The following is a 19625-nucleotide window of genomic DNA, read 5'->3' as shown; positions in this document are numbered from 1 at the left end:
AGCTCCTGTCAGGCCAGCGGCGAGCCGGCGACGGTGAAGGACAGCGTGACGGGCACGGAGGCGACGCGGGCCGCGGCGGCGCCCTCGGTCTCGGCGTCGTCGAAGGAGGGCGCGCCGGGCTGCGCCCACTCGACCGCCCCGCCGAGGGTGCGATCGCCGGCGATCGCCGCGGCGATGTCGACCAGCAGCGCGTCGAGCAGCGCACCCGTGGCCGCGACAACCTCGACCTCGGCGCGGTGCTCGACCGCCCAGGCGAGCGGTGACAGGATCGGGGTCTCCTCCACCGTCTCGCCGTCGCGGACCACCACGAGCCCGCCGGCGGGCATGCGCTGTGGGACGGTCTCGTTCCGCAACACCTTCGGAGCCGGGTTCCGCGCGGCCAGGGTGGCGCCCAGGCGCGCGGACAGAGCGGCGAGGGCCGTCTCGCGAACGCTCACGCGGGCCTCCCGGCTTCGGCTTCCCAGGCCGCCACGAAGCGCCGCGGCAGGCGCCGGAGGGCGCGCAGGGAGGCCCCGCGCACGTCGAGCCGCTTGGCGAGCTTCACCTGCGGCAGCAGCAGGAACATCGGCACCATCCCCTGTTCGAGCAGCCCCCGTGCCCAGGCCTCGCGGCCCTTGCGGTTGGCCGTGCCGACCTCGGCCACGCCGCCAGCGATGAGCCGTGTGCGCCGCCGTCGGCCCGTTCCCGCGCCCTGGCGCAGCGGCAGGCACCAGACGAAGCCGCGGCCCGAGCGGAAGGGTCGGAGGAAGCCCTGGCCGGAGGCGACCATCTGGGCAGGCGTGACGCGCAGGCCCTTGTCGCCGCGCCCGCGCCAGCCGCGGGCGGCGTTGAAGCCGGTGGCGATCGCGAGGAACCGCCCGCCGCCCTTCGGCCGGATCAGCGCGCCGCGCTCGAAGGCATCGATCACCAACGGCGTCTTGCTCCAGACGAGGCCGGCAGCGCGCATCGACACGCCGGTGCGCGGGAAGACCTGGGAGCGCCAGGCATTGGCGATGCCGCGGGCTTTCCCGCCCAGGGATCCGGTGACCTGCTGGCGCAGTTCCCCCTTAAGCGCGTCGGTCTCGGCGCGCACGGCGCGAGAGGCAGCACGCTCACCGGCGCGGACCTCCTCCGCGAGCGCCTTGCGGAGATCCCCGACGACAGCGGAGAGGCGCATGCTACCGCCGGCAGAGTACGCGCCAGGCGACCCCGGCAGCGTCTCGCTCGGCGCTGTCCACCGTCAGTATGTCCGTGCCGATGGTGAAGGTGTCGTCCGCCTCGATCGCTGGCAGCAGGCCGATGGCGACGGTCAGCACGTCGGTCGCGCGCAGCAGTGGCGTGTCGAAGGCGTCCACCACGCGATCGGGGCTCGACCGAAGCACGCGCAGTGACATGGGCACACCGGTGCCCGCGACGCGGTAAGTGGCCTCGACGCCAAGGTTCGGATCGGCCGCGAGCACCGCCAGTGCATCGTCGAACACAGCCATTGCGGTTCAGCCCAGCCCGAGCCAGGAGGCGAGCTTCGCGCCGACCGCGGCGCCGACGATGCCGCCGGCTGCGGCCGCACCCGTCGCGGGGATCGCTGGTGATGTGCCCGGCAGCCCGCCGGCCCCGAGCGACAGCCGCGCGGTGAGGCCAGCCATCGCCTTAACCAGCTCGGTCACCGTGCGCGTCAGCTCGCGCATGTCCTTATCGCCCTCGGCGAGCCGCCGCTCGATCTCGGTGAGGCGGGTGACGATCGTGCCGAGTTCGCGGTCGTGGTCCGTCATCGGGTGACCTCCCGCTGCCGCTGCAGCCGCTGGTGGATTGTCCAGGCCGCGACGCCGATCACCGCGGCGGCGACGCCCCAGGGGCCGAGCGCGCGCAACACGGCCGCCAAGCCCTCGGCGTGGGGAGCAAGCGTGGTCACCGCATCGACCACCGCCGCCGCCGTGACGCCCGCGACCACCGAGCCCGCGGCGGCGCGCACGGTGCCACTGTGGGCAAGGCCCGGCTGGACCAGCCCCGCCATGCGTAATCCCTCCGCGATCGTCTCCGGCGCGTAGGGCATGCCGCCGAGCTCGTGCCGGATGATCGCCTCGACCAGCCCGCGCATCGTCGCCGCGTCGTGCAGGTCGATCGGGTCGTCGAGCGCGACGCCGAGCCGCGCGGCGACCGCCGCCTGGTAGGCGCGGGTGTCGTTCTCGCTGCTCGGCGCCCAGCGCGCGACGATGCTGCGCACCGTGCGCAGCCCATGCCGGTCCTGGTAGCTCTGCAGCAGCAGGGCCAGGGCGCGGATGCCGTGCTGGTGCGAGCGGAAGCGGCAGAAGCGCCCATCCGAGGGTGGGTCCTCGAGGCCGAGCCACTTGTTCGTAGCGAGGTGCTCGATGTTGCCGGGGTTGCGATTGCGGTAGCCCCGGCTGGTCTTCGGATCGCCGCTCATGTGCCGGACGCCGAGACGCGGGCCAGCATGACGCGGACCGTGGCATCGGCCGCCAGCGCCGCGACGGTGCAGAGGCCGACCTGGAAGTTGCCGGTGGCGGTGGTGGTGATGCGGCGGTTGGTGTTGTCCCAGAACACCCGCGCGCCGGCGGAGATGGCGAGCGAGGGCTCCTTGGTGAGCTCGAACTCGCCGCGGGTCTCGCACTCGACGCTGGCGTTCTGGGCGGCGTCGGACGCCGCCACCCCGAAGAAGGCGCCGACCAGCATGCCCTGGCCGGAGAGGATGCCTCCGGCGTAGGGCACCACCATCGGGATGGAGCGCGCGTCGGGACGGATGCAGTTGCGCATGGAGAGGTCTCCTGAAACGCCGAAGGCGTCCCGAAGGACGCCCTCGACGAAGCTGCTGTGGTGGTGGGGAGGATCAGGTCCCCGGGTTGAACCAGGCGCCGCGCCAGTCGATGGCGCCGACGCCGAAATCGAAGATCACGCTGACCTCGACGCCGTCCGCGCCCTGCACCGGGCCGGTGGTGACCTGCGGTCCCTCGGCGCCGTTAAGGTAGCCGTAGACATAGACGGGTGCGGCGACCGGGTCGGAGAACAGGTACCAGCGGTTCGCCTGGATCAGCGGCTCGATCACCGGCTGCACGAAGCCGGCGAAGACGTTCGCCTTGCCGATCTCGCTCGCCTGCACGACCACCGTCGCCTGGCGGGCGGCGAGCTCGAGGTTCGGCCCGACCAGCAGGCGCATGGTCTGGCCCATGGAGATCGGCAGGCCGTCCAGCGTGCGCTGCTTCATGATGGCGGTGCGGCCGGCGCCGATGGTCGAGGTGTCGAGCACCGTGCCGGTGCTGGCCTTGTTCGCGCGCGCCGCGCCAGTGGCGAAGACCGGGGCGCTGCCGGTGGCGAGGGTCGGGCCGTCGCCATTGGCGCTGTTCAGCAGGTTGTAGGCCGTGGCGTTCTCGAACTCGGCGACGCGACGACCGATGGAGGCGGCGAAGTCGGTGAAGGCGCCGAGGTCGTCGTTGACCAGCATCGGCCGCGTGACGCGGATGCGCCGCGCGAAGGTCTGCAGCAGCACGATCTCCTGGCTCTCGGACATGGTGCCGACCTGGATCTCGCCGTTCTCGGCGAGGGGGAGCAGGGTCGGGAAGTCGCCGATGCGCAGGTGGCGGTGCGGCTTGAAGTCGCGGAAGTCCCGCCGGAGGAAGATCTGGCGATAGGTCGGCTGCGCCGGCTGGTAGGCGGCGAGCAGCATCTTGTTGGCCGCGGCCGAGAGCAGCGCCGGGAAGTCCGAGCTGGTGTGGAAGGCGCGCTCGGCGAGGAGCGTCGGGTTGCGCGGCACGCTCCGCACGCCGCGGGCGCGGAGCAGCTCGCCGATCATGTCGGAGGGGCGCCAGCCCATGAACTCGGCGTGGCGGCCGGAGCCCTGCGGCTGGTAGCCGGGCATGGAGCGCGCGGCGAGCGCCTCGGCCATGGCGTCGAGGATCTGCGCAGGGTCGTCGTGGCCGGGGCCCGTCTCGGGGCGGGCCGGGAGCGTCGGGCGGCTCGTCTGCGTCTGGGTGAAGGCGTCCCACAGGCGGCTGCGCAGCACCTCGGGGCTGACGCGCTCGCGGATGGCGGCATGGCGCAGCGCGTCGAGGGTGTCCGCGGCGAGCAGGCCGCGGGCGGCGGCGAGGACCGGCTCGTAGCTGGCAATGCGCTCGGTGGCGGCGCGCTCGGCCTCGGCGCGGACGGCCTCGAGGTCGATCGTCGGCACGGCCGGTGCGGGCGCGGCGCGGGTCGGCTCGGGCGCCGGGGAGCTGGGCGTGGTGGTCACGGTGGTCTCCTGGAGCGGGGCGGTGGACGGCGACGCGGCAGGCGGCGCCGACGGGGCAGCAGCCGGCTCGGCCGGCGTCGTCTCGGGCATGGGTGGGTCCTCGTCAGGCAGGGCGGGTTCGATCGCGACGGCGGGCGCACCCTGCGGCGCCTCGCCACGCACACTGGCGTCCCGGTCCACCGGAACGGGCACGACAGAGATCTCGAAGGGCTCCCAATCCACCGCGCGGTGGACGGTCTCGCCAGTCGCGACGTCGGGCCGCGGCTCGTAGCGGTGCACGCGATAGCCGACGCTCACCGCGCGGAGAGTGCCGTCGGCGATGCGCTGCCAGACGGGCTCGACATCGGCCGCGGCGGAGAACTGCAGCGTGGCGTAGCCGCGGCCGCGCTCGAGGCGGGCGGCCGTGACGCGGCCAAGGACGTCACGCGCATCGCCGCGGCGGTGGGTGTTCAGCACGGGGGCCTGGCCCGAGCGCAGCGCGTCCATGCGCACCGCGTTCGGCGACATCTCCAGCTCCTCGGTGATCAGGCCGAGGGCCGGGACGAAGTTGCGGGCCCGGGCGCCGGTGCTCCACACCACCTCGACGGTGCGCGCGGCGCGATCGACGGTGGCAGGCGCGGTGATGGCGCGCTGCGCCACGAGCGGAACGTCCGCCGCGGTGGGCGCAGCTGCCGGCTCCGGTGCGGCATCGCTGCCGCCCGGCTCAGTGGTGTCGATCATGTGGATATCCCTGGGGAAAAGGCCGGGATGATCTGTGGATAGGGCGCGCTCAGCCCTCGCCCGACGCAGGTTCAGTCGGCACGCGCGGTGGCGCGGCCGCGCCGGTGGCGGCGATCTCCACCGCGGCCATCTGCGCGGCGTCCTGTGCTGCGCCGGACTTCGCGACCCGGCGCGGGTCGGTGTCGAGCGCGAGGCCGGCCTCGTCGAGCAGGGCGTTGGCCTCGCGGATCATCTCCACAGCGGCCCGAAAATCGTAGCCGAAGGCGCCGGCCGCCTCGGGCTGCGGCACGAAGCCGGCCCTGACCTGGGCGATCAGGGCGGTGGTGTCCTTGAGCGGGTCGATCATCTCGTGCGCCGGCGGCACGTGGCTGACGCCGTCCGGCATCTCCGCACCCCAGAGCCCGAGCAGCGCGCCCTGCGCGTGGAAGCGCTCGGCGATGGGTCGCACCAGCATCGGGATGAGCATCCCGTACTGCACCTGCTCGCAGAGGCGGCGGAACTCGATCTTGCCGGCGCGCAAGCTGGAGTAGTTCGCCTGGGTGAGATCGCCTGAGACCTGGTCGTAAGTGAGGCCGGCGCCGACCGCGGCGGCCTCGAGCGCACGGCGGGCGAAGGCGGCATGTGAGCCGCCGCCGGAGGGGTTAACCACCTCGACGCTGCCCATGCCGCGGCGATAGAGGATCATCCCCGGCTCGAAGCTCTCCACCGTCCGGCCTTGGGCGTCGCGGAGCAGGCCGGCGGCGGCGCCGGTCAGCGCCTCGTCGCCTTCCTCGGTGACCACGGCGGCGAGGCAGGCTTCGATCTTGGCCTTCATCAGCAGCGCCGCCTCGTAGTCGCCGAGGTCACGCAGGCGCAGCAGCACCGGGGCCAGCCAGGAGACATCGCGCAGCTGGCCGGGGCGGCGCTTGCGGTAGACGTGCAGCACGTCACCAGCGGGGATGCGCTCGCTGCTGAGCAAGGTCGCGCCCGGCAGGATCCAGGCGGCGCCGGGGTGGACGCGGTGGAGCCAATAGCCAATCGGCTCCCCGGCCTCGCCAAGCGCGATGCCCTGGATGGTTGGCGCGCCCTCGACCATGCCGTTCCGCGCCGTGTCGAGGTGGTCGCTCTCCAGCACCTGCAGGCGTAGGCCGATCGGGTTGGTGAGCGATGGCGACACCATCAGGAAGCGCACGAAGCACTCGCCGCTCTCGACCACAGCCCGCATCACCAGCGCCTGCAGGCCGTAGAGGTCGAGCCGCCCCTCCGCGTCGCAGGCGGTGCTCTCCGCCCAGCGCTGCCAGGCGCGGCCGTGCGCGTCGTCCGGCCAGCGCGTGGTGATGCCCGCGCCGACCGCATTGCCAGTCCAGAGATCAACGATGCGACTGGCGTAGGGATCATTGCGCACGGCATCGCGCGCGCGGCGCGCCACCGTTGCTGCCGCCATGCCGACCTCGGCATTGGCGCTGCCGCCCGAGGGCGCCCAGGCGGAGGCGCGGTGGTCCTGCGCCGCGGCATAGCCGCGCAGCACCTGCCATGCATCGCGGAGGCGTCGGATCACCCGGTTCTCTCCCGCGAGAAGCTGGCGAGTGTCACGGAAGGACGGCGCGTTGCGCTCATCTCCGCACCGCGCAGCACGGCCAGCGCGCGGCCGAGCTCATCGAGGCTGCGATACTCCACCGTCCGCCCGTCGAAGCTCACGCGCGTCGTGCCGCCCGTGTAGGCGGCCGCCAGCGCCGCGGCGCGGCTCCCCTGCGGCTGCGCCAGCGCCCACGCGAGAACAGTCGGATCCATCACGCGGCCCTGAGCGTCGGCAGCGGCGTCGCCGCGTTGACGAGATAGGACAGCCCGGTGGGCGGGTTCGGCATGATCGGCACGCCGGCCTGGTGCGTCAGCGCCGCGAAGAAGCCGTTCTCGCTGCCGGTCGTGCCGCCGCCGGCGCCGCCATCCGCCGCGGCCGAGCCGAGCAGCAGCGTGTTCCCGCCGCTGAATGCCTGCGTGCTGGTACCGCGTACCGAGGGAGCCCCGGAGAAGCACAGCAGCAGCCACCAGATGCCGGCCGAGATCCAGCGCGGCTGCGCGAAGGGGCAGAGTGCATTGCCAGTGGCGGCGGTGTCGGCGTCCACCACCGGCTCTTCGATCACCGCTCCCGGCCGGCCGGCACCATTGTCCGCCGCGAGCGCCATACGCAGGAGTCCGGCCGCGCCCGTCGTCACACTGACAGCCATGCCCGAGAACAGCCCGGGACGCGCCAGCACATAGGGGACGCAGTACAGCCGGTTCGCCGTCATCGCGACCGCGCCGCCGACGGCGCGCGCATGCTGCGAGGCGTAGAAGCGCCCCGAGACGTAGGGCAGCATCGCCGGCGCCGGCGGCAGGTAGTGCTGGAAGAGCGCGGTCATGCGAGGGGCCGGATGCCGAGGGTGAGAAGGCGCTCCGCCACCTGGTTCACCGGCGCAGCGGCGAGGCCGGAGCGCATCCGCAGCCAGCGCCAGCCGAGCAGAAGGGTGGGCGGCAGGGTGAGTGCCCGGCCGGCGGCGGCGGCCAGCACCACCTCATTGCCGAGATGGTCGTAGAGATCCGCCCAGGCTGCAGGCTCGCCCTCGTCGAGCGAGCCCTGCAGGGTGAGCGGCGCGTCGGTCCAGGCGGCCGGCAGCAGCAGCAGGCAGACGCTGTAGCCGACGCTGGCGACGGGGCCGCTCAGCGCCTGGCCGGCGGTGATACTGGTGCGCACGGGCACGATCGCGGTCATCAGGGTCTCCAGGATCAGCGCAACCAGCCGCTGCGCGGCGCGAGCCAGCCGCGCGGGCGGTGGGTGTCGGGTGCGGCCTGCGACGGCGACGGGGGAGCGACATTCCCGCCGGTGGGAAGTTCGGCTGCTGGAAGCGACAGCGCATCGGCCATGCGCGCCCAGCGCCCGTCGCCCCAGCCATCCATGCCAAGCGCCGCCGCGGCCGCGCGGGCATAGACCCGGCAGTCCAGCGCCTCGTTCCGCTCGCGCGTCTTCACCCACTCAAGCCGGCGGAAGCCGTTCCGCCCAGCACGGGCCACCAGCTGCTCCGCCGTGATCTGGCGGCAGAACTCCTCCCCCGCCGCATGCCCCGGCAGGTGCACGTAGCCCGGCGGGAAGGGATCGCCGCTCTCCTCCGTGGGCCGGTCGAGCTTCAGCCAGCCATAGGTCTCGGCCTTCAGGAAGGACGAGCCCACCGGCCAGACCTTGAGCCCACCGAGCTTCCGGCCGTTCCGCCGGACCTCCGTCGCAGCCGGCTGGCCGATCGCGGCCCGCAGCCCGTCCTGACCCTTCACGGCGATCGCGCGGCCGGCACCCGCGCGCCGGACAAACGCATACACCTCCGCCGTGGTCATGCCGTCGCCGCTGTCGATCGCCGCCATTGCCACCGGCAGCCGATGCCCGCTGGCATGCCCCCAGGTCTCGCCCAGCAGCAGCCGCAGATCCTCCCACACCCCCGCCTCGAACGGATTGCCCGCCAGCACGCGGTGCTCGATCAGCCAGGACTGCCGATCTTGGCCCCAGGCCCATAGGCTCGCCTCGAGGCGATCACGCTGAACATCCACGCCGGCCGTGAGCAGCAGCCCGCCCATCGGCACGGTGCCGACCGGCCACTGCTCGCGGCGGTCGTAGAGGCGCTGCCAGTCCGGTGCCTCGCCCGCCTCCTGCCAAGTCTCCCCGAGTACGGTGTTGCGAAAGGTCTTGATCGCGCGGTCGTCGCCCTGCGCGGCAAGCCAGAGCCGCGCGATCTCCGACCAGGGCATCCAGCCGGGCGGCGAGTAGAGCGCCGAGATGTGGAAGCCGATCGCGTGCGGGTCCGTGGCCGTGGCGGTTGCACGCCATTCGCCCGCGGCCAGCATCGCCGCCTTGTGCTGCTCGCCGATCGCGCGGTCGCAATCCTCGCACAGATACCGCGCCGTCTCCGGCTGGCCCTCGTCCCAGACCAGCCGCTCGAAGCGGAGATGCTGGCGATGGCCGCAGTGCGGGCAGGGCATGAAGTACCGCCGCTGGTCGGAGGCCAGATACTCCCGCTCGATCCGCGACAGGCCGGCGATGGTCGGCGTGCTGACGAGCAGCATCTTGCGGCGCCAGCCGAAGGTGCGGGCGCGGGCCTCGGCCAGTGCGATCGGATCACCCTCGCCCTCGACGTCGCCGGGATAGGCGTCGATCTCGTCGAGGAACAGGAAGCGCGCCGACATCGAGCGCAGGCCGACCGCGCTGTTGGCCCCGGTCATCACCAGCTGCCCGCCGGGGAACTCCTTCGAGAGCTGGCGATTGCCGCTGTCGCGGGAGCGCGCCGGCGCGACCCGCTCGCGGATCGCCGGTGTCTCCTCCACCAGTGGATCGATGCGCTGGTCGGAGAAGCGCTTGGCCAGCTCCGTCGTGGGCTGCACCGCGAGCATCGGCCCTGGTGCGTGGTGGATGACGTAGCCGATCCAGTTATTGCCGCACTCGGTGCCGCCGACCTGGGCACCCTTCATGAAAACGACGCGCCGCGCCGGATGGGCCGGCGACAGCGCGTCCATCACCTCCTTCAGGTAGGGCGTGCGGACCGTACGCCACGGCCCCGGCTCGGCAGAGCCCCGCGAGCCGAGCACGCGATGCTTGTCCGCCCACTCCGAGACCAGCAGCGCCGGCTCGGGCGCCATGCCGTCGCGCCAAGCCTGCAGGATCTCCGCGTCGCCGTCGAAGCGACCGAGCTCGTCGAGCAGGTGTTCCCCGATCATCAGCCGACGCTCACGCGCACATCGTGCCGCCCGGCCAGATGCTCTCGCAGGCGCGTGTCCATCATGGTCTGCAGCCGATGCGCGTCGACGCCGAGCTCGGCTGCCATCTCGGCAGCCACGCGGGCGGGCCAAGCGAGGATGGCGTCGCGTTCCTCCTTAGCGAGGCGGTGCACCAGCAGCAGCGCGCGGGCTTTGTCGACCAGCTTGCCCTTGCGCTCGTCGAGCCGCAGCCGGCGCTCCTGCGCCTTCAGCACCTCGTTCGCCGTGCGCGCATCGTGAAAGGTGTTCTGCGCGGCGCGCGGCAGCGGATCAGTCGGTGCGGGCGGCGCCGCGACAGGCGGTGGCGCCGCGGGCCGCGGTGTGGCCGGTGGAGCAGGCACCAGCGTCGCGGTCTTCCGGATGGGATCGCTGCTGTTGGCGAGCCGCGCCCGGACCTTCTCGATGTCCCAGGCGCCATCGGCTTCGGGCGCGATGCGGCCGGCACGCTGCGCCTTCTGCAGCGCCGTGTGGGAGACGCCGAGACGGCGCGCCACCTCGCGCTGCGAGGCCACGCGGCCCGGCTGCGCGGTGGCGATCATGATGTGATCGAGACCCCTCGAAGAAAGCAATCGCCGTCGCGCCGATGGCGCTTGGCTCAGCCCCCGCCGCAGCGCGAATGGTCCGTCACGAGCAGGGGCTGCCCTGCATCACGACGGAGACGAACATGACCGACCGCGAAGCCCGCGCCGCCCGCAACCAGCAGAAGAGCCTCGAAGCCTTCCTGCAGCAGAAGGCCCGCTTCGACGCGATGGTCGCGGAGCTTCGGGAGATGAGCGCGGACCACTTCGGCGCGGATCCCGAGGACGTCCTCTGGGGCAAGGCCGCGACGCTCGAACACTGGAACAGCCGGCTCGCGAGCGTGACGGACTGCTACTTCAAGCGCGGCGAATTCGCCGAGTAGTGCGCGGCACACCCCGCCGCGGCCCCGACCGGCGCGCGCCGGCGGGGCTCCGGGCAGTAGGGGCCGATGGTCGGCACCCGACACCGGAGACCACCACGATGACGAAGCTTTCCGACACCCAGCGCGTGATCCTCAGCGCCGCCGCGCAGCACGAGATGGGCCTCGCCCGCGCGCCGAAGACCCTGCCGGCCGCCGCCCGCAACGCGGTATTCCGCAGCCTGATCAAGAACAACCTGCTGACCGAGATCAACGCCCCGCGGGAGCATGTCGGGCTGGGCTGGCGGCAGGACGAGGACGGCACCTGGATCGTGGCGCGCATCACCGACGACGGGCTGCGGGCCATCGGCATCGACCCGAACACGGACGACGCGCGCGAGGAGGACGAGCAGAGCGCCGAGGCCATCGCGCGCCGCAACGCCGAGCGCCGCGCCGCCGCGGAGGCCGCTGCACCGGTGGCCGACACGGCGCCCACGGGCGGGGAGGACGCGACGGAGCGGGATGGCCCCGCGGAGGACGCCGAACCCGCCCAGGGCGCGACCACGCCCGCCCCGCGCGCAAGCCTGCGCTACGCCGCCGCGGCGGTCCTGGCCGCCTGGGACGCCAGCCCGGCGCAGGACGCGACCGACAACCCGATCAGCCGCGCCATCGAGACCCTCCGCGCCGCCCTGGCCGGCAAGCCGCCCCGCGCCGCGCGCGAGCCCGGCGCGCCGCGCAAGCCGCGCGAGGGGACGAAGCAGGAGACGGTCCTGGCGATGCTCCGCCGCGAGGAGGGCGCGACCATCGCGCACATCTGCGAGGCGACCGGCTGGCAGCAGCACACGGTTCGCGGGTTCTTCGCGGGCCTCAAGAAGCGCCAGGGGATCGAGGTGCAGGTGCTGGAGCGGGTGCGCCAGGTCGGCCCGAACAAGGAGGGCGCGAAGGGGTCCTACACGGTCTACCACCTGCCGGCCTGAGGCGCGCCGCACCGATCACGCCGCCGCCTGCATGCCGCGGGCGGCGGCGATGTCGTCGAAGACCCGCTCCTCCCCCGCCAGCACGGCCGCACGGCCCGTGAAGGCCTGCCACCGGCGCACCGCGACATCGACATAGCGGCGGTCGAGCTCCATCGCGTAGCAGATGCGACTAATGGTCTCCGCGGCGATGATGGTGCTGCCGCTGCCGCAGAACGGCTCGTAGACGACTTCGCCCGGAGCGCTGTTGTTCAGCATAGGCCGCCGCATGCACTCCACTGGCTTCTGTGTGCCGTGCACCGTCGCCGCGTCCTCGTCGCCTCCCGCGCTGATCGGCCAGAGCGTTGCCTGGTCGCGCGCGCCTTGCCAGTGGCCGGTCGCACCCTTGCGCACTGCATAGAGGCAGGGCTCGTGCTGCCAGTGGTAGTCGCCTCGCCCGAGCACGAAGCGCGACTTCGCCCAGACGATCTGGCTCCGCACCGCGAAGCCCGCCGCCTCGAGGCTCTCGATCACCGTGCGCGCGTGCACGCCCGCGTGCCAGACATAGGCGACGTCGCCTGGGAACAGCGCCCAGGCGTCGCGCCAGTCGGCGCGGTCGTCGTTCGCCACCTTGCCTGTGCGCATCGTGGCCGAGACGCCCGCCTCATTCCGCCACTCGGGATCGTAGTTCACACCGTAGGGCGGGTCCGTGATCATCAGGTGTGGCCGCGCGCCGTCGAGCAGCCGCGCGACGTCCGCAGCGGAGGTGGCGTCGCCACAGAGCAGCCGGTGCGGGCCGAGCAGCCACAGATCGCCAGGCTGCGTGATGGGAGCCTCGGGCGGCTCTGGCGCCGGAGCGTCGGGATCCCCGCCAGGTGCGGCCGGGGCGTCTGACGCCGCCTCGTCCAGCAGCCGGTCGAGCGTCGCCCCGTCGAAGCCGATCAGCCCGAGGTCGAACTCGTCGGTGCGCAGCGCGCGCAGCTCGGCGGCGAGCAGTCCCTCGTCCCAGGTGGAGTTGAGCGCCAGCTGGTTGTCCGCCAGCCGGAACGCCCGCGCCTGCGCCTCGGTCAGGTGCCCGAGCCGGATCGCCGGCACCTCATCGAGGCCGAGCGCCTTGGCGGCGAGCACGCGGCCATGGCCGGCGATCAGCACGCCGGCGTCATCCACCAGCACCGGCACGTTGAAGCCGAACTCCCCGATCGAGGCGGCGAGCTGCGCCACCTGCTCGGTGGGATGGAGCCGGGCGTTCGCGGCGTAGGGCGCGAGCGCCGCCACAGGCATCATCTCGACGCGGAGATCAGGCAGCATCGGCCGGCGCCTTACCGCCCTGCTCGGGCGTTGCCTGAGGGCTCGTGCGCGCCGCGGCGACCGTGTCGTGGTCTCGTCCGTCCTCGGCCAGCGTCACCGGCAGGTCTGGGTGCAGCATCCGCCAGCGGGCGATCGCCAGGTCGACATAGGCCGGCGCGAGCTCAATGGCGCGGACGCGCCGACCCGTGCGCTGGCCGGCGAGGATGGTCGTGCCCGAGCCGCCGAAGGGCTCGAACACGACGTCGCCCTCGTCCGTGTAGGCGCGCATCAGGAACTCCGGAAGCGCGACGGGGAACACCGCCGGGTGCTCGGTCTCGATCCCCCGCGCCTTGTGTCGCGTGATGCGCAGCACGCTGTCCGGGATGCGCATCTCCTGCACCGGCAGGCCGATATGGGTGTAGGCCTTCACCTCGCCGTCAGCGGCGCGCAGCCCGCTGCCCTTGTTCGGCGTGCCGGCCCACTTGCACGGCACGATCTTGTTCGCCTGCCGCGCCTCGCGGTTGAAGTGGAAGACCAGCTCGAAGGCCGGCGCGAGCCGCCCGTTCCAGTCGCCGGGCAGGCCGGGGCCCTGGTCCCAGGCGTAGAGCCCGAAGCGCCGCCAGCCCTGGCCACGCATCCAGTCCAGCCAGCCCTGCCAATACGGCTGCCATTCACCCTCGCGATGGATCAGCCCAAGATTCACCAGCACCTGAGCGTCGCGCCGGAGCGCGCCTTCGAGATGCCCGAACACGCCCTGCATCAGCGCGTCCCAATCGAACACGCCGCCGGTCGTATAGTCCCGCTGGTTCCCATAGGGCGGGCTGGTGAACAGCAGCGCGGCGCGATCCGCAGCCATGACGCGCGCGACTGTGCTTCGATTGGTGCTGTCGCCGCAGGCGAGGCGGTGCTCGCCCAGCAGCCAGATGTCGCCGACGCGTGCGACGGCTTGGCGGGGCGGCTCAGGTTCCGCATCCGCGGGGTCTTCCGTCGGCTCCGCGCCATCCGCGTCCGGCTGGTTGCCAGGAGCGGGCTCGGCACCACTGGCAACCGCCGGCGCCGGGAGGTTGTCGGCCTCGGTTTCCAGCCCTGCCAGCAGCCGCTCGATCTCGGCGCCGTCGAAACCGGTCAGCGCCAGGTCGATGCCGCCCATTTCCTGCAGCTTCGCGACCTCGGCCGCGAGCAGCGCTTCGTCCCAGCCGGCGTTCAGCGCGATGCGATTGTCGGCGAGCCGATACGCTGCCTTCTGCGCCTCGGTCAGGCCGCCGCGGACGATGGTCGGCACGGCGTCGAGGCCGAGGGACTTCGCAGCCAGCAGCCGGCCGTGGCCGGCGATGATCTCGCCGCGTTCGTCCACCAGCACCGGCGCGACGAAGCCGAATTCGAGGATGCTGGCCGCGATCTGCGCCACCTGCTCGGCGGAGTGCGTGCGCGCGTTCCCGGCGTAGGGCAGCAGCGCGGCGACCGCGCGCGCCTCGACGGCGCTCGCAGACCATGGGGCCTGGGGCATCTGCACCTGCGTGATCGTGGATTGGTGGCCGGCGCGGCTGGCAACTGCGCGACGCTGGCAACCTGGAAAACTGGCCTGGCGCTAGGAACCTTGCGCGCTTCCGCCCCCCGCATACAGCAGGCCCAGGAAGGACCCTGCAGCTCGCGAGCCACAGTGGCAAATCAGCGGACGAGTGGCTCAAGAGCCGCGGTGCTCGACGCACCTTCTCGACGTGTCACCACCATAGCCAACTCGATTTGCAAGCCGCCAGCGGGTGAATTGTAACAGCGCGATCGGGACGGTGGAGACCGCCCCGATTGCACGTCGTCACGCCGCCTGCTCTCGCGGCGTAAGCCCGAAGTGCATCGCCAGGATGCCAAGGCCTGCGACCAGCATGCCACCGGCGATCGGTTGCGGGACTGGCCTGCCGCTCCAGCCTCTGCGTGCGGCCCATTCGCGCACCGACATCTCCAGGCCCACGACGAACCAGATGCAGGAGCCGGCCGGGCTATCATGCCCACCCAACGCGTCCAGCGCCGCGAGCACACGCCGGCGCGCGTCGATCTGGCGATTGGAGAGCCGGTCTGCCGTCGAGCCTGGCAGCCGGATCAACTGCGACGTGGACATGCTGTCGATCGCCGCGCTGCGGAACAGCGTGCGGAAGATGCTGCCCGCCTCGTGCATCTGCGGCGTGATCGTGCCGTTGGCCAACATCTGCCCAAGCGTGTCCACAGCACGGCGATGCTGCACAGGGCTGCCGGTTTCGGGATCCGCTTCGCGGACCGGCTCCGAGAATCCGCCGTGCTGCAGCCGCCACTTCGAAGGCTTGGATAGGTCCTCGCGGCTCGCCTTCGCGGCCTTGGGCTTGCGCTTACCGGCCATGCTGGTTCTCCCCGTTGCGACGCCCCCAGCGCCGGTTGGCTTCGTTGGTGATGGCCTGTCGCAGCCAGTCGTCGGTGATCTCGGCGACTGGCAGCGCGGCCACGCCGTGTCGATGCCAGGCAGCCGCGCGCATGGCGTTCACCTCGCTCTCGTTGGTTGGGCTGCGGGTGCCGCGGTCGAGGCAGGAGCGGGGCGGCAGCGGTGCGCCGTGGATGCTCATGCGCGGCCTCCGGTGGGCTCGGTCGCCCAGAGCAGAAGGGCGATGGCATCGGCCTCGTTGTCGTCGGCCGGCGCGAAGCCGCGTGCGCGCATGGCCGCGATCATCGCCGCCTTGTCAGCGTTGCCCTTGCCCGTCGCGTAGCGCTTGATCGTGCCGACGGGCACGCCCTCGTAGGCGATGCCCCGCTCCTCGCACCACGCGGAGAGGTGCGCGAGGAAGCCGCCATAGAGGTGCGCGGCGTCGGTGCCGGCGTGGGAGCGCACCTCCTCGAAGGCGATGCGCGTGAGGCCGCCGGCAAGCGCTGCCAGCTCGCCGAGCCAGCTGCGGAAGCGCAGGTAGCGCATGCCGCCACCCTCGAAGCGGCTCGGGCGGAAGGTGACGGTGCCGGAGGTGATGCCACCGTCCTGGCTGCGCAACGCCCATCCAGTGGTGGTGCCGAGATCGAGCGCGAGCACCGCGTGGCGTGCCAGGTTGATCGCAGGTGGTTCGGCGATGGAGGGGCCGCTTGCGTGCGCCGCGGGCATGGGGAGAGTCGCGAGAGCCATGGGGTCTCCAAGAGGGGATCGTCGTGGTGAGGGCGGCGACGGCGCGGTTCTTGGCGGAGCTCGCCGTCGCTGCCCGGCTTTCCGGGATGGCCCTCTCGGGGTGGACCACGAGCCCGAACCCGACCGCTCTGGGTGTGGTGTGCGCGCGCCGTTGAGGCGCGCACGCACACCCCCCGTAGGGGGGTGGGATTTTGCGGAACTTGCGGAACTTGCCTAACCGCTTGTTCGGGCTGGACATTTTGAAGTTCCGCAAGCCAGTTCCGCAAAGCCCGTTTGCGGAACTTGCGGAACTTGGCGAACCCATTGGAATGCTTGGGCAAATCAAGTTCCGCAGGGAAGTTCCGCAGCGCTGCGGAACTTGCGGAACTGCCAAGTTCCGCACCAAGTTCCGCACGGTGCGGGGGCGTTCCGATCGGGTCGATCATGCCTCGACCTCCGGGTCGTTCAGCACCCAGACCTCGGGGTTTTCGACCGGCAGGACGGCGCTGTTGGTGTCCGACTGGAAGTGGCTGGGCAGCAGGCGGACCAGGGTCGGCGTGATCTCGCCGGTCTCGGGATCCGTCGTCTCCTCGCCCGTCGCGAAGAGCATGTCCTGCACCAGCAGATAGCCCTTGGAGGATTTGCTGGCAGGAATGCCGTGCTCCGGGGCCGCGCGCAGGAACTTGATGTAGCCCTTGTTGGCGAGGACGTTGATGCGGCGCGCGATGGTGTCGTTGCCACCCAGACCGTGCGTGTTCTCGAACTGCGCCGCGAAGGCGCCGCCCGTGAACACGCGCCCTTCGCGGGCCTCCTGCGCGATGATCTGCAGGATGACGTCGTGGCGACGGCTGCGCTCGGCGTCGAGGCGGGCGCCGACGTCACGCCGCACGATGCGCGCGCCTCTGCGGTCGAGCTCCACCCAGGCGCCGCCGCGCTTGTCGATGAGGAGCGGGTTGAGGCCGGGCCCGTTGCGCAGCTCGATATGCAGTTCGCGCGGCGTCTCCTCCTCATCAGGGCGGAAGAGGATCATGCCGGAGGTGTAGAAGCCGCGCAGCGCGGAGGCGCCGGAGAGCGACAGGAAGGGATCGTCCTTCACCTGTTGCTTGCTGAGCTTTTTCGTGTGGTGGGCGAGGATGATGCCCGCCTCGGGTGCCACCTCGTCGCGCAGCGCCTCGACGCGGCTCTGCAGGAAGAACAGCATCGCCGCGTTATCGTTCTCGCCTTCGCCGCCGGGGCCACCGTCGAACAGGTTGCGGATTGGATCGATGCAGATCACGTCCGCCGGCGCGTCGGGGAAGGCCTGGCGAATGGCGGCAGCCACCAGCGGCACGCCGCGCTCGTTGAGCAGCATGCGCAGCTTGGGGGTGACGACGAGGGTGTCGCGCGCGCGGGCAACGACGGCGCGGTCGAGGCGCAGCTGCTGCAGGCGCTCGCGGAGATAGTGGTACTGAATCTCGGCCTGCAGGTAGAACACGCGCAGCGGCCGCGGCGCGGTGAAGCGCAGGAAGGGCGCGCCGGCGGCGGCGTGCACGAGCAGGCTGATGAGGAAGTCGGATTTGCCGACCTTCGGCGCGCCGCCGAGCACCAGCATCCCACCCGGGGTAAGCAAGCGAGGGCCGATGAGGTCGTCGGGCATTGGCGAACTGTCGTCGAGCAGCGCGCCGAGCGTGTGGGCGGGGACGGCTGCTGATGGTGCGGCGTCGGCGCGCAGCAGCGGCGGCCCGTTGCGGTCAACGTGCAGCGCCCAGAGCGCGTCGGCCTCGGCTTTCAGGCGATCCAGCGGCCAGGCCGGGCGCAAGCAGGCGGCGTTGTACCCGCAGATGGCCTCCCAGCCCTGGTCGGGCGTGAGGCGGCCTTCATGCACCTGGCGGACGAAGTGGCCGATCGCGGCGCTCGCCCCCTGGAAGCGCGTCCAACCGTCCTGGGCGCCCTCCCGCACTGGCGTGGTCAGGACGGCGTCGAGACCCGGCCGTTCGCCCTGTGCGCCAGCCTGGGCGCGTTCCTGGCCAGGCAGGAAGGGCATGACGGCGACCGCCTCGGCGAGGTCACTCAGTTCGATCTCGCGGCGTGGGTCGTGGTGGCGGATGGTGACGACGCGCTCCACGCCGCCCTTGCGGTAGACGGTGCCCGGCACGCGGATGGGCTGGTGAGCGGAGCGGAAGTGGGCGTCGCCGCCGACCTTGTCCGCGATGTCGCCGCGCAGCGTGCAGAGGCGATGGATGTCGCCGCCCTCGGCTGGCTCCGTCAGTCGCCACCAAGCGTGGAGCTTTGCCGCACCCTCAGCCGTGCGCCCGCCGCTTTCGACCAGAAGGGTGGGCGCGCCGACGTGCTGGACCAGGTGCGCCAGCTTCGCCTCGACATCACCATTGTCGAGATCAACGACGGCGGCCTGCATCTGCAGGACATGCTCGGCCCGGGCTTGGCCGTGCTCGGCAACGGTGCCGGGAATGACGTAGACCGCGCTGCCCTCACGCGCGGCCCAGGCGGCGTAGGTGGCCAGAAGCTCGCCCGCGGTAGCATCGGCTGGGATCCAGATGTTGTGCGGGCGGGTGTCGATGCCCTGGCCCTGGTCGACGAAACCGCGGACCGGGATCAGCCCGTCGCAATAGCCGAACACCACCTCGAGGAACGCGGCGATCGCGCTCGCGTCGATCGCTGCCGGCGCCTCTGCCTCGCCGGGCAGGCAGGCCGCGTCGTTGAAGTCGCCCCATGCCGTCATGCAGGCAGCGCCCAGCACCGCTTGGCCCAGGGGCAGAACCGGCACTCGAAGTGATCGGCTTGGGCGGCAAGGCGGGGAAGCAATTCGCCGGCATCCGTCGCGGCGAGGATGCGCACCGCCCGGTCCGACATGCGCTGCGCCAGCTCCGCGTTGAACGGCACCAGCTCGTGGTGCAGCTCCGCCGTGTCCTTGTTGATGGCGGTGAACAGCGCCGGATTGTCCGCCACGCCCGGGACGCTGGCGTCCATGTAGGCCTGGTAGACCGCGATCTGCGCCGCATAGATCGGCTTGGCCGCGGCGACGCCCTTGCTGGACGTCTCGCGCCAGGCCTTGGCGTTCATGGTCTTGCATTCCCACAGCGCCGGGAACGCCATGCCGGGGACGGCGGGGCCTCCGGCGAAGACGCCGTCCACATGACCGCGGATGCGACCGCCGGCGACTGAGAAGCCGAACTGCTCGCCATGCTCGCCACCGCCGCGGCGGGTGTAGAGATCGAAGCCGGCGCCTCGCAGCCAGGCGACGGCAACGTCCTCCAGCGCATGGCCGATCCCAAAGATGCGCAACAGCCGTCCGTCGAAGTCAGCGCCCTCATCCTTCGGGGCCTTCACGAACTCGAACTGCAGCGCGCGCTCGCAGGTGTGGCCGAGGCGCGAGCCGCCCAGGTAGTTGCGCGGCGGCGTCGCCTGATTGGCCGCGACAAGCGCCGCGTCGATGGCGGCATTCACATGCGCAGAGGTCTGGCTGCGGCTGTTGAAGTCGAGCATCAGAACGGCACCTCCGCCGCCGCATCCTGCCGGGCGATCGCCTGCATCGCCTCCTGGAAGCCGCCGACGGCGACCTCGATCAGCGTCAGCACCTGCGCCTCGCTCAGTTCCTGGAAGCGGGTGCCCCAGCCGATCTCGGCCATCGTCTCCGCGACGCGGCGCATGGCGGCGCGCATCGCGGCCTTCTCCTGCCCAGTGAGGTCAACCATGGCGGACGACCTCCCA

General features: G+C 72.0%; 23 protein-coding genes. 2 read left to right on the top strand and 21 right to left on the bottom strand.

What is annotated here, in order from left to right; all coding sequences use genetic code 11:
* Positions 1-8: 8 nt before the first annotated feature.
* From LPC08_RS00870 to LPC08_RS00810, 13 genes are all read right to left on the bottom strand, one after another.
* On the bottom strand, positions 9-437 hold the full coding sequence (locus tag LPC08_RS00870) for a hypothetical protein (RefSeq protein WP_230450854.1): 429 nt from the start codon (positions 435-437) through the stop codon (positions 9-11).
* On the bottom strand, positions 434-1156 hold the full coding sequence (locus tag LPC08_RS00865) for a DUF6441 family protein (RefSeq protein ID WP_230450853.1): 723 nt from the start codon (positions 1154-1156) through the stop codon (positions 434-436). The genes LPC08_RS00870 and LPC08_RS00865 overlap by 4 nt, the downstream gene beginning before the upstream one ends.
* 1 nt (position 1157) lies before the next feature.
* The gene (locus LPC08_RS00860; protein WP_230450852.1) at positions 1158-1466 is read right to left on the bottom strand and encodes a head-tail joining protein; all 309 of its coding nucleotides are present in this window, start codon (positions 1464-1466) and stop codon (positions 1158-1160) included.
* Between the two features lie 6 nt (positions 1467-1472).
* Positions 1473-1748, bottom strand: a complete 276-nt coding sequence (locus tag LPC08_RS00855; protein ID WP_230450851.1) for a hypothetical protein — start codon at positions 1746-1748, stop codon at positions 1473-1475.
* A complete protein-coding gene (locus LPC08_RS00850; protein WP_230450850.1) occupies positions 1745-2401 on the bottom strand; it encodes a structural protein in 657 nt (218 codons plus the stop codon). Before LPC08_RS00850 ends, LPC08_RS00855 begins: the two co-directional genes overlap by 4 nt.
* The gene (locus LPC08_RS00845; protein ID WP_230450849.1) at positions 2398-2748 is read right to left on the bottom strand and encodes a DUF2190 family protein; all 351 of its coding nucleotides are present in this window, start codon (positions 2746-2748) and stop codon (positions 2398-2400) included. Before LPC08_RS00845 ends, LPC08_RS00850 begins: the two co-directional genes overlap by 4 nt.
* Before the next feature lie 73 nt (positions 2749-2821).
* Positions 2822-4936, bottom strand: coding sequence for a prohead protease/major capsid protein fusion protein (locus tag LPC08_RS00840; protein ID WP_230450848.1), 2115 nt, complete (start codon positions 4934-4936; stop codon positions 2822-2824).
* Positions 4937-4985: 49 nt separating this feature from the next.
* Positions 4986-6473, bottom strand: coding sequence for a phage portal protein (locus LPC08_RS00835; protein WP_230450847.1), 1488 nt, complete (start codon positions 6471-6473; stop codon positions 4986-4988).
* Positions 6470-6706 (bottom strand): phage head-tail joining protein, encoded by a 237-nt coding sequence (locus LPC08_RS00830; protein ID WP_109873291.1) that lies wholly within the window; start codon positions 6704-6706, stop codon positions 6470-6472. The genes LPC08_RS00835 and LPC08_RS00830 overlap by 4 nt, the downstream gene beginning before the upstream one ends.
* Positions 6706-7314, bottom strand: a complete 609-nt coding sequence (locus tag LPC08_RS00825) for a hypothetical protein (RefSeq protein ID WP_230450846.1) — start codon at positions 7312-7314, stop codon at positions 6706-6708. Before LPC08_RS00825 ends, LPC08_RS00830 begins: the two co-directional genes overlap by 1 nt.
* Positions 7311-7664, bottom strand: a complete 354-nt coding sequence (locus LPC08_RS00820; RefSeq protein WP_230450845.1) for a hypothetical protein — start codon at positions 7662-7664, stop codon at positions 7311-7313. The genes LPC08_RS00825 and LPC08_RS00820 overlap by 4 nt, the downstream gene beginning before the upstream one ends.
* Positions 7665-7678: 14 nt before the next feature.
* Positions 7679-9649 (bottom strand): phage terminase large subunit family protein, encoded by a 1971-nt coding sequence (locus tag LPC08_RS00815; protein WP_230450844.1) that lies wholly within the window; start codon positions 9647-9649, stop codon positions 7679-7681.
* Entirely contained in the window at positions 9649-10227 is a 579-nt protein-coding gene (locus LPC08_RS00810; RefSeq protein ID WP_230450843.1) for an elements of external origin, read from the bottom strand. Before LPC08_RS00810 ends, LPC08_RS00815 begins: the two co-directional genes overlap by 1 nt.
* A 125-nt stretch (positions 10228-10352) precedes the next feature.
* Here LPC08_RS00810 and LPC08_RS00805 point away from each other — a divergent pair, with 125 nt between their 5' ends.
* Positions 10353-10589, top strand: a complete 237-nt coding sequence (locus LPC08_RS00805) for a hypothetical protein (RefSeq protein ID WP_230450842.1) — start codon at positions 10353-10355, stop codon at positions 10587-10589.
* 98 nt (positions 10590-10687) lie between these two features.
* A complete protein-coding gene (locus LPC08_RS00800) occupies positions 10688-11542 on the top strand; it encodes a DUF3489 domain-containing protein (RefSeq protein WP_230450841.1) in 855 nt (284 codons plus the stop codon).
* Between the two features lie 15 nt (positions 11543-11557).
* Here the strand turns inward: LPC08_RS00800 and LPC08_RS00795 are convergent, their stop codons facing one another.
* From LPC08_RS00795 to LPC08_RS00760, 8 genes are all read right to left on the bottom strand, one after another.
* On the bottom strand, positions 11558-12826 hold the full coding sequence (locus LPC08_RS00795; protein WP_230450840.1) for a site-specific DNA-methyltransferase: 1269 nt from the start codon (positions 12824-12826) through the stop codon (positions 11558-11560).
* Entirely contained in the window at positions 12816-14312 is a 1497-nt protein-coding gene (locus LPC08_RS00790; protein WP_230452949.1) for a site-specific DNA-methyltransferase, read from the bottom strand. The genes LPC08_RS00795 and LPC08_RS00790 overlap by 11 nt, the downstream gene beginning before the upstream one ends.
* Positions 14313-14618: 306 nt before the next feature.
* Positions 14619-15173, bottom strand: coding sequence for a DUF6456 domain-containing protein (locus LPC08_RS00785; protein ID WP_230450839.1), 555 nt, complete (start codon positions 15171-15173; stop codon positions 14619-14621).
* Complete coding sequence (locus tag LPC08_RS00780) at positions 15163-15393, bottom strand: hypothetical protein (RefSeq protein WP_230450838.1); 231 nt, start codon at positions 15391-15393, stop codon at positions 15163-15165. Before LPC08_RS00780 ends, LPC08_RS00785 begins: the two co-directional genes overlap by 11 nt.
* Positions 15390-15938, bottom strand: coding sequence for a hypothetical protein (locus tag LPC08_RS00775; protein ID WP_230450837.1), 549 nt, complete (start codon positions 15936-15938; stop codon positions 15390-15392). The genes LPC08_RS00780 and LPC08_RS00775 overlap by 4 nt, the downstream gene beginning before the upstream one ends.
* Before the next feature lie 421 nt (positions 15939-16359).
* Complete coding sequence (locus tag LPC08_RS00770; protein ID WP_230450836.1) at positions 16360-18636, bottom strand: AAA family ATPase; 2277 nt, start codon at positions 18634-18636, stop codon at positions 16360-16362.
* The gene (locus LPC08_RS00765) at positions 18633-19400 is read right to left on the bottom strand and encodes a hypothetical protein (protein ID WP_230450835.1); all 768 of its coding nucleotides are present in this window, start codon (positions 19398-19400) and stop codon (positions 18633-18635) included. Before LPC08_RS00765 ends, LPC08_RS00770 begins: the two co-directional genes overlap by 4 nt.
* Positions 19400-19609, bottom strand: coding sequence for a DUF6511 domain-containing protein (locus LPC08_RS00760; RefSeq protein ID WP_230450834.1), 210 nt, complete (start codon positions 19607-19609; stop codon positions 19400-19402). The genes LPC08_RS00765 and LPC08_RS00760 overlap by 1 nt, the downstream gene beginning before the upstream one ends.
* Positions 19610-19625 lie beyond the last annotated feature (16 nt).

Source organism: Roseomonas sp. OT10, assembly GCF_020991085.1.
GTDB lineage: Bacteria > Pseudomonadota > Alphaproteobacteria > Acetobacterales > Acetobacteraceae > Roseomonas > Roseomonas cutis.
This window is presented reverse-complemented; position numbering and strand designations above follow the sequence as displayed.